This window comes from Acetobacter sp. KSO5 (genome assembly GCF_044094635.1).
GTDB classification, from domain to species: domain Bacteria; phylum Pseudomonadota; class Alphaproteobacteria; order Acetobacterales; family Acetobacteraceae; genus Acetobacter; species Acetobacter cerevisiae.
The window spans coordinates 2,036,532-2,051,082 of record NZ_CP172014.1 but is presented as its reverse complement, the minus strand read 5'-3'; the positions used below and the strand labels follow the sequence as shown (position 1 = coordinate 2,051,082).

12 protein-coding genes are annotated in these 14,551 nt (G+C 54.3%); 7 read left to right on the top strand and 5 right to left on the bottom strand.

The window, feature by feature from the left end; genetic code table 11:
• Window positions 1-2: 2 nt before the first annotated feature.
• From ACHQGU_RS09245 to ACHQGU_RS09225, 5 genes are all read right to left on the bottom strand, one after another.
• The gene (locus ACHQGU_RS09245; protein WP_395494803.1) at window positions 3-1,778 is read right to left on the bottom strand and encodes a GMC family oxidoreductase; all 1,776 of its coding nucleotides are present in this window, start codon (window positions 1,776-1,778) and stop codon (window positions 3-5) included.
• Between the two features lie 77 nt (window positions 1,779-1,855).
• A complete protein-coding gene (locus ACHQGU_RS09240) occupies window positions 1,856-2,581 on the bottom strand; it encodes a gluconate 2-dehydrogenase subunit 3 family protein (RefSeq protein ID WP_395494801.1) in 726 nt (241 codons plus the stop codon).
• A gap of 75 nt (window positions 2,582-2,656) precedes the next feature.
• The gene (locus ACHQGU_RS09235; protein ID WP_395494799.1) at window positions 2,657-3,856 is read right to left on the bottom strand and encodes an L-dopachrome tautomerase-related protein; all 1,200 of its coding nucleotides are present in this window, start codon (window positions 3,854-3,856) and stop codon (window positions 2,657-2,659) included.
• 50 nt (window positions 3,857-3,906) lie between these two features.
• Window positions 3,907-5,280, bottom strand: a complete 1,374-nt coding sequence (locus ACHQGU_RS09230) for an MFS transporter (protein ID WP_082779527.1) — start codon at window positions 5,278-5,280, stop codon at window positions 3,907-3,909.
• 158 nt (window positions 5,281-5,438) lie between these two features.
• Entirely contained in the window at window positions 5,439-6,356 is a 918-nt protein-coding gene (locus tag ACHQGU_RS09225) for a LysR family transcriptional regulator (protein ID WP_253551038.1), read from the bottom strand.
• 126 nt (window positions 6,357-6,482) lie between these two features.
• Here ACHQGU_RS09225 and araD point away from each other — a divergent pair, with 126 nt between their 5' ends.
• From araD to ACHQGU_RS09190, 7 genes are all read left to right on the top strand, one after another.
• Window positions 6,483-8,261 (top strand): L-arabinonate dehydratase, encoded by a 1,779-nt coding sequence (gene araD, locus ACHQGU_RS09220; protein WP_395494795.1) that lies wholly within the window; start codon window positions 6,483-6,485, stop codon window positions 8,259-8,261.
• 32 nt (window positions 8,262-8,293) lie between these two features.
• Window positions 8,294-9,133, top strand: coding sequence for an HpcH/HpaI aldolase/citrate lyase family protein (locus ACHQGU_RS09215; RefSeq protein WP_253551040.1), 840 nt, complete (start codon window positions 8,294-8,296; stop codon window positions 9,131-9,133).
• A 43-nt stretch (window positions 9,134-9,176) separates the two neighbouring features.
• Window positions 9,177-10,670, top strand: a complete 1,494-nt coding sequence (locus ACHQGU_RS09210) for a CoA-acylating methylmalonate-semialdehyde dehydrogenase (RefSeq protein WP_395494793.1) — start codon at window positions 9,177-9,179, stop codon at window positions 10,668-10,670.
• A 153-nt stretch (window positions 10,671-10,823) separates the two neighbouring features.
• Window positions 10,824-12,194: a carbohydrate porin gene (locus ACHQGU_RS09205; protein WP_395494790.1), complete on the top strand. Its 1,371-nt coding sequence runs from the start codon at window positions 10,824-10,826 to the stop codon at window positions 12,192-12,194.
• 86 nt (window positions 12,195-12,280) lie between these two features.
• Entirely contained in the window at window positions 12,281-13,150 is an 870-nt protein-coding gene (locus ACHQGU_RS09200; protein WP_233419988.1) for a DoxX family protein, read from the top strand.
• A gap of 124 nt (window positions 13,151-13,274) precedes the next feature.
• Entirely contained in the window at window positions 13,275-13,928 is a 654-nt protein-coding gene (locus tag ACHQGU_RS09195; protein ID WP_395494788.1) for a heme-binding protein, read from the top strand.
• Window positions 13,929-13,999: 71 nt separating this feature from the next.
• Complete coding sequence (locus ACHQGU_RS09190) at window positions 14,000-14,485, top strand: heme-binding protein (RefSeq protein ID WP_062273283.1); 486 nt, start codon at window positions 14,000-14,002, stop codon at window positions 14,483-14,485.
• Window positions 14,486-14,551: the final 66 nt, after the last annotated feature.

Here is a 14,551-nt window from a genome sequence, read left to right as displayed (position 1 = left end):
GATTATAATCTCACCAGTGGGCCAGGATTTTTGAGATACAGTTCTTTTATGGCCTTGGCCGTCCATAGGGTCGTTGCGCCCACAGCAACCGTAGGATTGTATCCGGCATTGTTAGGGAAAGAGGATGCGCCGATAACGAACAGGTTGGGCACGTCCCAGTTCTGCTGATAGCGGTTTTGCACACTGGTTCTCGGGTCTTCTCCCATAACGACACCGCCCTGCACGTGAGAGGAATCCCACGGCGTGTAGCCTGAATAGGGATCGTCAGCCAACGAAACGCCTTTGACTTCCCGCGCTCCCATTTCCTTGGCAATTTCCACGCATTTATCACGAATGAACCGGCCTGACCGGCGATCATTTTCATTATAATCGTAGGTAATGCGCAGGAGCGGCTGCCCAAACCGATCCTTGTAGGTTGGGTCAAGATCCATGAACTGTTCACGGTGTGCAAAATTGGTGCCCTGGCCCTGAATTTGTGCGTAATTCTGGTAGCTTTTCTGGAAAGCTTTTTTCCAGCCTTTGCCCCATCTTGGGCTGCCTTCCGGCACAAGGCCGGACATGCCAATGGGGAGCCCCTGATTGCACAGGGACTGAATACCGGCCCCGCCGATAAATCCCAGTCCGGTATGGTCAAAGTTATCGCCGTTGAAATCGTCAATCTGGGTTGCGAGAGCACCCGTGTTCATGAAGGGGTTGAGATATTCGTTTTCAAAAAACATGAAGGCCCAGGACAAGGTCTGGAACGTGAAGGCACGCCCTACGACACCTTGTCCGGTGCTGACATCATACGGTGTGCTGATCCCGGACAAGAGCAGCAGTCGCGTGTTATCGAGCGTGAATGTGGCGGTGATAACAATATCGGCTGGCTGCTCCCCAATATTGCCGTCTGAATCAACAAAAGTGACGCCCGTGGCCATTTTTTTATCAGGCGTTGTATTGATGCGGACGACTTCTGATTCTGTAACAACGGTAAAATTCGGCCGCTGCATGAGGACTGGCAGAATGCAGATGTTCGGGCTGGATTTTGACCAGTTGCCACACCCGTAAAGCTGGCAGTAGCCACAGTAGGTGCATGGGGCCAGATTAATGCCAAGTGCGTTGGTGTAGGGGCCGCCTATCATGGCGGACGGAACCGGGAAGGGGGAATAGCCCATCCGTGTTGTGGCTTCTGAAAACAGAATGTTGGCGCGTGTTCGCTCTAAGGCCGGGGTTGGGTAAGGGCTGGTCCGGGAATCTTCAAAAGGGTTACCGCCGGGATGCTTCACACCATTGATGACGCCTGCCGTGCCGGATGTGCCGGCAATTTTCTCAAACCGGTCATAGAACGGTTCCAGATCATTGTATGTCACACCCCAATCCTGCAAGATCAGGCCATCCACAAGTTGTTTGGCGCCATAGCGCTCCATAACGCGGCTATAAGGCTGGTGGTCAAAGGACTGCCAGCGCCAGCTCGCACCCGCCCAATGGGTTCCGGCCCCGCCCACGTTATTGCCCAGTGTAAGGTTATGGTATTTGCGGAGGGGGAGTGCTGTCTCTCCCGGTCGGTTTCGCACCGTATAGGTTTCGGTGACGGGCGCCTGAAGGATGTCCTTGCGGATAGACCCGCTTAATTCGTCCGGATTGCGCGTTGTCGGAAAGCTTGTTGAGGTATCGCGCCACGCACCGCGCTCAATAGCCACAACATTCAGGCCTGCGCGAGTCAGTTCTTCGGCCATTGTGGAGCCAGCCCATCCCAGCCCGACAATAACAACATCGGCTTTTGGTCTTTTATAATGCATTAATCTGCACCTTATTTTTTACTGTGTCGTAGAGCGCCAAATCATCTTTTTCAGAGATCAGACGGACGCGGCCTCTTTCAGGTCGTTCTCAGAAGGCTGACGGGTTGCACATCAATTTTTTGCCCGCGTTTGGAAACAATCCAGTCACGGTAATCATAAACTGCACCCGGGAACCCAACCAGTTTCCAGCCCACCATATCGCGGTTGCCCCCATACATTGGATCCGCCAGATATCCTTCACGCACGTTCTGGAGAAGGAGGGTGAAAAAATCCTTGGCTTTCACTGTTTCGAACTGGATCGTTCCGGCTTCCATGTCTTCAAGGAAGGCGACTTTCTGGTCTTCGGTGAGATCCGGAAAGGCTTTGTCAAATTTTTTCCGGGTAACAGTGTTCAGTTCAGCCAGCCCTTTGCGGTAAATTTCTGCAGGGGTCGCAATGCTTTGCGGTCCCTGTTGCGGCGTGCCTTCTACGACCGGCCCCATCTTGTAATCTTTTGCAGCGGAGCCAAAGGGGCCGGCAAGCTGATGATCAAGGAAGGTCACGCATCCGGCTTCGGTCGCACCCATGCCAAGTTCATCGGGGGGAATGAGAACGTCAAACACTGTCCCAACCAGCTTTGCTTCATCCTGCGTTAAATACACCAGCCGGCTGGAATCAACGACTGACAACGGCGGCGGAGGTTGCGCTTTCCACGCGCCACTCCCACCAACAAGCGTTTTTGAATAAGCAGGTTTATAAATGGAGGCCAGCGTGCTTGTTGCTAACAGCACCAGCCCCCCTTTTAAGGCGTCACGGCGTCTCATAACTGTCGTCCTCTCGGATTTCTGTGGAAAAATAGACAGAAAGGCCAAGTGTTTTGATGGTTTTGAAAAGTGTCTTCAGAGACTGCTGGCTGAATTGCCCAAACGGTGGCCGTGCAGGCTTTCCGGCAGCGGGAAGGAAAGACTGATGAAAGGCGGCTTTAAGGCATTTACCCCTGCGTTGTTGGGCGGCAGGCGTTCTGTCTGCGGAATTGGCACCAACATGTGACGATCAGCGGTAATAAACAGCGCGTCGCCATCGATCAGTCGCGGGTCTTCAAACAGAACGAGTTTCTTTTTCTCGGGCGTCAGGACCATAAGCCGACCGCGTTCTGCATCGGCAAAGTAGAAATTATCCAGTGTATCAATAGCCGTTCCCATCATGGTGGGCATATCGGTCACTGTTTCAATTTTCTCTGCGCGTTGCGCATCCGTCAGGCTGTTATCCAGCAGAGCCGAGGTAGGGAGGCGACGCAGCGGGCCGATAGGGGTGGAGAAGTAAAACCATTTCCGGTCCGTCGTGATTTCCAGCATGTCCGAGTGGACGAGCGGGCGTTTGCCATCCTTATCCCGGAAGATGTGTCCGTCTCGCCCGATCATGGGTTTGGCATATGTCGCCCGTAGCAGAGGATGCTCGGAGAGACATCGCACCGTGTTTCCGGTGCGCATATTATGAACTATAATGCCGCCTAATCCGGAATCTGTGACGAACATGAGATCACCGGCAATGCGCAGATCATTCATTGTGGCTCCCGGAGGCAGAATATCTTTTCCCCAGCGCAGAATTTGCAGCACTTTGCCGCTTTGCGGATCAAGCTGAACCAGCTTCTGGCCGCCGGGCACGGTGGCGTTTGTCGTGGGGTCTATGCCCTGATCCACAACCCACAAGGTATCATCACTAAAAATATGCAGGCCGTTGACCATCAGAAACGCCGTGGCCGGGTCTGCGCTGGGTGTCCACTGGTTCCATGTGCCTCCGGGGAACGGCTGAAGCGTGCCGTCTGCAGAAACGCGGAAAACACCGGGTGTATCATCCATAGTTTCCCAGCGGGGCGCGCCAAGAAAGAGCGTGCCATTCCGTGTCGCGGCAATGGCGTTACACAGGAAACGGGGAGACGATGCCACAACCGTTGCGGGCAGATGCGGTGGCTGCTCTGCTGCTAGCGCGTGTGAGGCACCGGTTGCGCCAAGGGCACCCAGCGCAACACCACCAGCAAGGCCCTTGAGGGCGGAACGCCGTGACAGGGCGTGACTTAACAGAGGGAGGTTATTGAACATGGTCGTCTCTTCTTTTTATTATTTTTGGAATTTTATGAGAGAGCAGCACTTTAGGTGGGAAGGGAGAGCCTCCGGATTTTACCGACAACAAAGAGATAGAGGATAATCGCCACAATGCAGTGTGCCGCGACGAAAATAAGTGCGCCATCATAGGATTTTGTCAATGCGACAATGTATCCAATAACGATTGGTGTGACGATGCCGGCAATGTTACCAACCCCGTTAAAGATGCCAGCCGCAAGGCCGGGTGTTTCTTTGGGGGCAATATCGGAAATGACAGCCCAGCCAATGGCCGCAATCCCTTTTCCAAAAAAGGCAAAGGACATGACAGCAACAATAAGCCACCCGGACTGGATGAAGTTGCACAGACAAATGGAGGAGGCGACCGTCATGCCCAGCACGTAAGGCGTCTTACGGGCGATGTTTTCAGAACGACCGGCACGGAGAAGCTTGTCCGACAGTGCGCCGCCGAAGATTGCCCCGGCAAGGCCACACAAGGCCGGAACGCTGGCAGCAAACCCTGTTGCCGTGAGTGAGAAGCCGCGAGACTGGTGCAGATAAAGGGGAAACCACGTCAGGAAAAAATACAGCAGAGCCGTAATACAATACTGCCCGCCATACACGCCAAGCAGCGTTCTGTTGGTCAGCATGAAGCGGATCTGTTTGCGGGTGAGTGTTTGTTTGACCTGCAAGGCCCGGTCATCAATATCCACCAGCGCCCCGCCATCACGCATATAGGCCAGCTCTGCGGCATTCACGCCGGGATGCCGGGCAGGAGAATACATTCTCGCCAGCCAGATAATGGCCAGCACCATGCCCAGTGCGCCCATCAGGCTGAAAATGTATTTCCAGCCGAAGGTCTGCGTGACCCAGCCCATTAACGGGGCAAAGAACGCGACCGCCACATACTGCGCAGAATTGAAAATGGATGTGGCCAGACCGCGTTCTGAGGTTGGGAACCAGCTTGATACAATACGGCTGTTGGCGGGGAACGTAGGGGCTTCCACAAGCCCGAGAGCGGCCCACAGCAGGAATAGGGTCGGGAACATCAGGGCATGCGGAACATGGGAAATACCCGCGATGGCCAGTGTACAGACGGACCAGGCAAAGAGGCTGACGCCATAGACGCGGATGGAGCCGTACCGGTCCAGCAACCAGCCGCCAGGCACCTGGTTCAGCACATAGGCCCACCCAAAGGCAGAAAAGATGTAACCCATCGAAATAGGGGTAAGACCAAGATCCTGCGAGATGCTGGTGCCTGCAATCCCCAGTGTCGCGCGGTCCCCGTAGTTGATGGCGGTGATGGTGAACAGGAACGCAAGAACACTATAGCGTACGGCGGTCCGCTGCCCCACGCGCGCTGTTTCGGGCGTTCCTGTAGCATGTGTGACGGTGGAGCTTGTCGGCCCTCTTGTTCTGGTCACCCTGTTTTCTCCTTTGTGCGTGTTGTGCCGGGACTTCACGCGATCTTTCAGAAAACAGGGAACGCATTCGATTTGATTAGGTCAAAATTAAACTTCGTATGGATCGATGCAGGATCAGCATTGCTGACGGGGAAAAGGGGGAGCGGACGTCAGGGATGTTATAACGTGAGCGCAAGAACCGGCGTGGTCTCTTTCGTAATTTGGCTGACAACAGCCATCACGCTGCGCAGGAGGGGACTGGTGTCCTGCGCGCGATGGGCCATGTAAAGCTCGGCCAGAATGTCATCCCCAAATGCCAGCGGACGGCAGATAACATTTCCGATATCAAGCCGTGATGCGGATTCGGGAATCAGCGCCATTCCCACACCGCTTCTGACGAGAGAGAGAAGGGCGTGGATCTGTGTGAGGTGATGGATCAGCCGTGGCTGGATGTTTGCGCTCACGAGGAGCCGTTGCACAAGATCGTGAAAATAGCCGCCGCCCAGCACGGAATACATAATGAGATCCTGCCCATCCAGATCCATGGGGGTCAGTGCCTCACGGCTTGCCAGAGGATGATGGGCCGGTAAGGCCGCCACGATACGCTCGGACCGGACGGGCTGAAAGGTAACGTCGGTCGCGCCAAAGGGCGGTCGCACAAAGGCCAGATCCAGCCGGTTTGATGTCAGTGCGGTGATCTGATCCCGCGTGATCATCTCTTCCAGAATGAGTTCAATGTCCGGATATTCGGCCTGAAGGGCGGAAATCAGCCGCGGCAGGAAGTCATAGCTGCTGGAGGGGGTGAACCCGATGGCAATTTGCCCCAGTGCCCCGCGCCCGGCACGGCGAGCCGCCAGGACGGCATCCTCAGCCCCCCGCAGCAGGCGTCTTGCTTCCGGCAGGAAGACAATTCCGGCCTGTGTAAGGCGCACATGGCGGCTGGTGCGTTCAAGCAGTGCGACACCAAGAGCATGCTCAAGCAACTGGATCTGCCGGCTGAGGGGCGGTTGCGTCATATTCAGTCGGGCTGCAGCGCGCCCAAAATGAAGCTCTTCTGCAACGGCGACAAAACAACGCACCTGGGTGAGCTGAAGCATCGATATCAATCCTATCTCGATCAATGCTGTATCTAAGTTGGACACTCTTCCTCTGTCACGTCCTAACTTGCCGCACAAACACCCGCCCCCTGTTTTGGAGAAGGCGGGGGCAAGGAGAGTGAGAGCATGACGAAAGATGCCGGAGCTCAGCCAGATGCGGCTGCGAATGCTCCCGAAAAGCGCAAGCTTCGGAGTGAGAGGTGGTTTGGCCCGGCCGATTTACGTAGTTTCGGGCATCGTTCCCGCGCAATGCAGATGGGGTATGACCCCGAAGACTGGACGGGAAAACCCGTTATTGCCATCCTTAATACCTGGTCGGATATTAACCCCTGCCACATGCATTTCCGGCAGCGGGCAGAAGACGTCAAACGTGGAATTCTGGAGGCAGGCGGGTTTCCGCTGGAACTTCCCGCCATTTCGCTTTCCGAAAACTTCATGAAACCCACAACCATGTTGTACCGCAACATGCTGGCGATGGAAGCCGAGGAACTGCTGCGGGCTTATCCTGTAGATGGGGCGGTACTGATGGGCGGGTGCGATAAAACCACACCCGGCCTTCTGCTTGGTGCAACCAGCATGGATATCCCCGCAATTTATGTGCCAGCCGGACCGATGCTGCGGGGGAACTGGCATGGGAAAACCCTTGGTTCCGGAGCGGATTCCTGGAAATACTGGGACGAGCTGCGGGCCGGAAAAATCACACAGGAAGACTGGCAGGGTGTGGAAGCCGGGATTGCCCGGAGTGCTGGCACCTGCATGACAATGGGTACGGCCAGCACCATGACGGCGATTGCGGAAGCGATTGGCCTCTCGTTACCCGGAGCCAGCTCGATCCCTGCGGTTGACTCCAATCACATCCGGATGGCCAAAAGTTCTGGCCGACGCATTGTCGAGATGGTTTGGGAAGACCTGAAGCCATCAAAAATTCAGACAAAACCGGCATTTTTTAACGCTATTGCTGTAGCAATGGCCATGGGGTGTTCAACAAACGCCATTATCCATGTGATTGCTATGGCTCGACGTGCAGGGGTGGATATCGGTCTTGACGATTTCGATCGTGCTAGCCGCACTGTGCCAGTTATCGCAAATGTAAGGCCTACTGGTCAGACCTATCTGATGGAGGATTTCTATTACGCCGGTGGCATTGCGGCCTTGATGAACCGGATTTCCGATTTCCTGACACTGACCTGCCTGACGGTAACGGGCAAAACTGTGGGTGAAAATATCGGGAAAGCTGAGGTTTATAACGATGATGTGATCCGGCCGCTCGATAAACCGATGTTTACCGGGAAAGACGGGGGAGCGCTGACGGTTCTGCGCGGAAATCTCGCCCCCGATGGCTGTGTGATGAAGCCTGCGTGCTGTGATCCGAAGTTTCATAAACACAGCGGACCGGCTTTGGTCTTTGATGACTATCCCAGCCTTAAGAAAGCGGTTGAGGACGAAACGCTGGATGTTACGCCTAATCACGTTCTCGTGCTGCGTAATGCGGGTCCGTTGGGTGGGCCCGGCATGCCGGAGTGGGGCATGCTGCCAATCCCTAAAAAGCTTATCAAGCAGGGCGTGCGCGACATGCTGCGCCTTTCAGACGCCCGCATGAGCGGGACCAGCTATGGGGCCTGCGTGCTGCATGTGGCACCGGAGAGTTATATCGGCGGTCCATTAGCGCTTTTGAAAACGGGAGACATCATTTCCGTGGATGTCGAGCAGCGTTCAATTTCCATGGATGTTCCAGAGGATGAACTGGAGCGACGCCGTGCTGCGTGGGTGCCCCCTAAACCCCGCTATGAGCGTGGTTATGGCTGGATGGCCGCCCACCATATGCGACAGGCCAATGAAGGCTGTGATTTCGATTTTCTCCAGACAGATTTTGGCACGCCCGTGCCGGAACCGGTCATTTATTAAGCCTCTCCGGTCGAACAGGCAGGTACAGGGTGATGAACATGCAGAGAAATCCGATACGCAAAATCTGGACAGAGGGAAGAGGGGCCATCAACGGCTGGCTTTCTATCGCAAGCCCTTTTTCAGCCGAGATCATGGCGTCCTGCGGATATGATTCCGTGACGATTGACACGCAGCATGGCGCCGTTGGCTATGAAACCATGCTGCTCATGCTTCAGGCTCTGCGGGCATCAGGCGTAGCGCCTATGGTGCGTGCTCCCTGGCTTGAACCGGGGGCTATCATGAAGGCGCTTGATGCCGGGGCGTGGGGCGTCATCTGCCCGATGGTCAATACTCGCGCAGATGCAGAGCGACTGGTTTCCTATGTGCGGTATCCGCCGCATGGTTGCCGGAGCTTCGGCCCCACGCGGGCAAATTTTGCACTTGGAAGCGATTATGCGGCTGTCGCTGATGATGAAGTGCTGTGCTTTGCGATGATCGAAACAGCCGAGGCGGTGAGCAATCTGGAAGAGATTGTTCGCACACCCGGTCTGGATGGCGTTTATGTCGGTCCGGCAGACCTCACGCTCGGGCTGACAGGCAGGCGCTACCGCACTGGTTTTGATCGTGAAGAGCCGGAGATGCTGGAGGCCATCCATCATATCAGGAAGACGGCGCACGCTGCCGGTCTCCGCATGGGGTTGCATAACGGTTCTGCTGCCTATGCCGCCAAAGCGCTTTCATGGGGGTGTGATCTGGTCACAGTTTCCAATGATGTGCGCCTGCTTGCGCAAGCCGCACAGGACAGCGTTGCAGAGGTGCGACGGCTGATTGCTTCACCGTCTGCGCCGGAAAAAGAGGGGCCTATCCGGCACGAAGTCCCGGCCTCTTATTAACCTTTCTTTTCTATTCAATATCTCTGAACAGCAGGAGCAAAAAATGGTGACAATTCCTCACGTTATTGGTGGACAGCATACGGAGGGGCATGGCACGCGTCGGTCTGATGTTTTTAACCCGGCGACGGGTGAGGTTGCGCATCAGGTGGCATTGGGTGATGCGGATGACCTGGAAGCGGCGATTGCTGCTGCACAGAAGGCTTTTCCAGACTGGGCCGAAACGCCCCCGCTGACGCGTGCACGTATCCTGTTTAAAGCGCGTGATCTGATCGAGGCGCATCGTGACGAGCTGGCGGCTATTATTACCGCTGAACACGGTAAGGTGCTCTCGGATGCCAAAGGTGAAGTGACACGTGGTCTGGAAGTGGTGGAGTTCGCCACGGGTGCGGCTGAACTTCTCAAAGGTGAATATACCGAGCAGGTCAGCCGTGGCATTGATGCATGGACCATGCGCCAGCCTCTGGGGATTACCGCAGGTATCACACCGTTTAACTTCCCGGTCATGGTGCCTTTGTGGATGGCGCCCATGGCTATTGCGACGGGGAACTGTTTCATCCTGAAGCCGTCTGAGCGGGATCCGTCAGCGTCTGTTCTTCTGGCGGATCTCTTCAGGGAAGCCGGGCTTCCGGACGGTGTGTTCCAGGTGGTGCATGGTGACAAGGATATGGTCAATGCAATCCTTGAGCATCCTGCCATCTCAGCGGTCAGCTTTGTTGGCTCAACGCCTATTGCAAAGCATGTGTATGCAACCGGCACGGCAGCCGGCAAGCGGGTTCAGGCCCTTGGTGGGGCGAAGAACCATGCCATCGTCATGCCTGATTGCGATCTTGAAAAGACCGTTGATGCCCTGATTGGCGCAGCCTATGGATCAGCCGGAGAGCGCTGTATGGCTATTTCCGTTGCTGTGGCCGTTGGGCCGGTAGCGGACCCGCTTGTTGAAATGATTGTAGACCGCGCTAAGGCGCTACGGATTGGCGTCGGCACGGATGAAAGCAGTGAGATGGGGCCGGTTGTCACTGCGCAGCACCGGGCAAAAATTCGGCAGCTGATTGATACAGGTGTTGAACAGGGCGCGACTTTGGTTGTCGACGGGCGTGAGCTTGTGGTGAAGGGGCATGAAAACGGATTTTTCCTCGGCGGCACGCTTTTCGATAATGTGACAGCGGAAATGGAGATCTACCGCGAGGAAATTTTTGGCCCGGTCCTGTGCGTGATGCGTGCGCCAGATTTTGAAACGGCCCTTGAGCTGGTTAATGGCAGCCCCTACGGGAATGGTACTGCCATCTTTACGCGGGATGGTGATAGCGCACGCACTTTCACGCATCGTGTAACCGCTGGAATGGTCGGGATTAACGTGCCGATCCCGGTGCCAATGGCGTTTCATTCCTTTGGGGGATGGAAGGATTCCCTGTTTGGTGACCATCATATGCATGGCCCGGAGGGGGTGCGTTTCTTTACACGTATGAAGGCTGTCACCCAGCGTTGGCCGACAGGTATTCGGGCCGGGGCAGAATTTTCTATGCCGACGCACGGCTAAATCGGTAGCAGACTAAAAAGGAGCGCGTAAGCCATCAGAAAGATGGCAGCGTTCCGTCCTCACAAAAACAACAACAAAGAAATCCATAATAAGAAAAATAAAAGAGGTTTCAGAATGTTTTACTTTCGTTCAACTTTGTAGTGGCCGCGCGTCATGCGGTGTTTTTCACTCGTCGTGGCCTTGGTGGTTGCGATGCTGGTTCCTGCGACCGAAACCTGGGCACAGTCCACAGTGACTGGCCCAGGCGCTCGGCCAGAAATTCTTAACGCGATACCGCCTGATTCCGATTATCCGCCTGCTCCGCCCGTCACACATCTTCTGGAAGGCGAAGTGGGACGCTGGCGCTCATCGCTTTCAAAAAAAGGTGTTGATATTCTGCTGGATGACTGGTCGGAATTTGCAGGCAATCTTACGGGAGGCACACGCAAGGCACAGGATTTCGCTGGGCAGGTTGCCATGGAGGTTGATCTGGATTGGGGAAAAATCTTCAATATTCCGGATTTCACGACCACAATCACTGTCGTTCAGCGTCATGGCAGAAGGCTTTCAACAGATGCCCTGCAGGATGGGGTGGTTAACCCACAACAGATTTATGGTGGGGGCGGGAACGTGCTCATACATCTGGTGTATTTCTATGCACAAAAAAAATGGTTGCATGGCAGGATTATTTTGACGGCAGGACGGTATGCACCGGGCCCGGATTTTGATTCCAGCCCGTTGCAATGTCTGGTCATGGGCGGGGCCACCTGTAGTCAGCCTCGTGCAACGTCATTGACCGACGGCTATTCTTCCTGGCCGGGAACAGCATGGTCCGCAGTCCTGCGCGTGCGTCCAACCAAGCCAACGTATGTTACGTTTGGAGCGTATGAGACCAGTCCCCTCAAAGGCGGCACAGCGGGGACGGACTGGGGTGGTGACCATATAACAGGTGTAACACTGGCTCTTGGGGGAGGGTATGAGCCTGCGTTTGGGCCTCATAGGCTGAATGGTCATTATAAAGCAGGCATGCTGTGGGATTCTTCCCCGCATGCGTACAATGATGCAACGACAGACGCCCCCACACGGTGGCGGCACGGCCAGATGATCAGCTACGTTGCCTTTGATCAGATGCTGGTGCGGAACGGGAAATATTCAGATAGTGGCATCATCATTCTGGGTGGTTATACGCATGTGACGTCCGGGATCTCTGTTATCTCGGATCAGGCGTATGTGGGGATTGAAGATGTCGGGCAGTTTGCTGGCCGTCCGCGTGATGCGCTGGGTCTGACATGGTCTGCGTTGCGTTATGGTCCAAATGTCAAATCGGTCTGGCAGCCGGGGCAGGGGACTATTCTGCTGGACCCTCTCTCCCCAAACAAACCTCTTCTGGCAAGCCGTGAGTCCATATTTGATGCGACTTACAATGTACACGTCTGCAATGGCATCGATATTGCGCCGGATTTTCAGTATTTCTGGCGGCCGGGAGGCTCCGGACGTGTCAGGAATGCTGCGGTGCTGGGGGTGAATGCCCATGTAACGTTATGACGGTGCTGAAGGAAGAGTTTCGGATAAGGTCATGCGTTTTGTATGGCTAAAAATTGGCATCTTTCACAAGAAGAAAAACAATGTTCATGAAGCCAAATGTGTTGGTTCCGTCTTTTGCAGCGTTAAGCCCGCGTTATGTGCCTTACTGGCTCTTATGGGTGGCTCTGGCTGTGTCTGTCGGCACAATGGTCTATTCGTCCTTTATCGTGCCCGTTATTCCAGATTTTGCACGTTGGTCCACAATAGGGCTGGATATCCTTGCCCTGAGCATTGCAGTTTTTGTGATGCCAAAAAGCTTTGTGATTGGCTTCCTGGGGGCGCTCCTGCCTTTTGTCATCAGTTGGCGGGTTGCGGCTATTCATGACTCTTTTCCTGGCATGGCGAGCTCCAGCATCACGTTCCTGATTTATCTGGCCCTCTATGCGGATTGCATGATCCATGACTGGACGCGATTTCGGGCATCTGGATGGAATGGGCATTTGCAATGGCAGCTGGCGGTAATCCGCATCTATTTTGGTTTTGATATGGTCGGGCATTTTGCTGAAAAGCTTTTTGCCGGCGCGGACTCCTTCCACCATATGGCGCAGGTGTTTGTTGGGTTTGGACTCTCATCTGGGGGTAATGCGGTTATTGTGGCGGGCCTGTGTGAGCTTGCAATCGCGATTGGTGTCGGGATGGGGTTTCTGACCCGGATGGCTGGGGTTGGCGCGGCGCTTTATTATCTGATTGCCAACCAATATGGCCGCCATTTTGAGGATGGCTTTACGTGGAATAATGCACCGGTCGGCGGCTGGGAATATCCGATGCTCATGATCGTATTTTTTGCCAGTTTTGCCATTGCAGGAGCAGGAAAATTCTCCCTTGATGGCTGGCTGATTGCGCATGGACGGATGCCACGATTCCTGATGCCATTCTGCGTTTCAACGCGCCCCGATTATGTGATGACCAGGGACTGAATGGGTTATGCTTTTGAGGGAGATGTCAGGATAGGCAGATACCGGGATGGGTCATTTTGTCGGTATAGATTAAAATAAAAAATATTAACCTGTAGTAATTGTTGGAATTAATCATCACATAAGCGTGATAAATAAAATATTTATTGATTTATACTGTATTGATTGTAAGTTCTTTTTTGATCCGATGGTTTCGGTATCGAGTTTTCTACTGTGTGACGTTTATGATTTTGCAATCTTGGCGGAGGGAAAGAGTAAACGTCACGACTGGGTCAATAAGAACATCTCCAATAAGGTACCCTTTGCAATGAAAAAAATACTTGCAGCTTTTGCGTCCACTCTTTTGTGTGCCTCACCCGCTTTGGCGCAGGCGGCCTCAACGGCGCCGCAGCTCAACATTACGACAGATGCTGCGATGGATATGGCGCATTATGCGGTTGGTCTGGCTGAAAGCCGTCACCTTAAGCTGTGCATTGCTGTTGAAGACACCGATGGAAATCTTGTCGCTTTCATTCGGATGCAGGGCGCCTATGCAGGATGCGTAGAGGCTTCAATTGCCAAAGCAAAATCTGCGGCACGCTTTGCCCGCAATACGATTGAGTTTTTTGATGCGGCACGTGCGCAAAATCTTCCAATCGGTTTTGTTCCTGGCATTCTGCCTTCAGCGGGTGGTGCGGTCTTCAAGCAGGGTGAAACTGTAGTCGGTAGCATTGGCACCAGTGGTGATACGAACGAAGCTGAGCAGGCGCTTGTGGTCGATACGGCAAAGCATTTTCACTGAAGCGTCATGCGACAGGAAATGCTTTTTACAAAAATAAAAGTTGGTAAAACTTCTTCAGGTCAGGACGTCACATGAAACTTAAATTTCTCGGGCCTTTGGCCATTCTTGCAAGCTTCTCCACAATGGCTGCGGCGCAGGCTGATGACAGCAAGGTGTTGACGCGCACTGTGCTCAGCAGTGCTGGCGCAAAAAGTTTGCTGAATGCAGCAGAAGCCGCGGCAAAGCAGCGGAGCATGAAAGTGAGCATTGCCATTGTGGATGCATCCGGCAGGTTGCTGGCATTTACGCGGATGGATGATTCTCAGACAGGCACTGACGAAACAGCCATCAAGAAAGCCCGAACGGCGGCTCTCTACAGTTCCCGTGGGAAAGTTCTGGCAGAACGGGTTAGCCAGAATCAGGCATTTCTCACAACTCTGCCGGGCATTACGGCCGTGCCGGGTTCTGCCCCTGTCATGAACGGCCAGTATCTTATTGGTGCCGTGGGGGTGAGTGGTGCTACGGATGATCTGGATGATGCAGTTGCGACGGATACCGCTGGCGGTTTTCACCCATAAATTTTAAGGAGCAGGACGATATCGGGTAATAATTTTTCCTGCCTACAACGCGATATTAAGAGAATA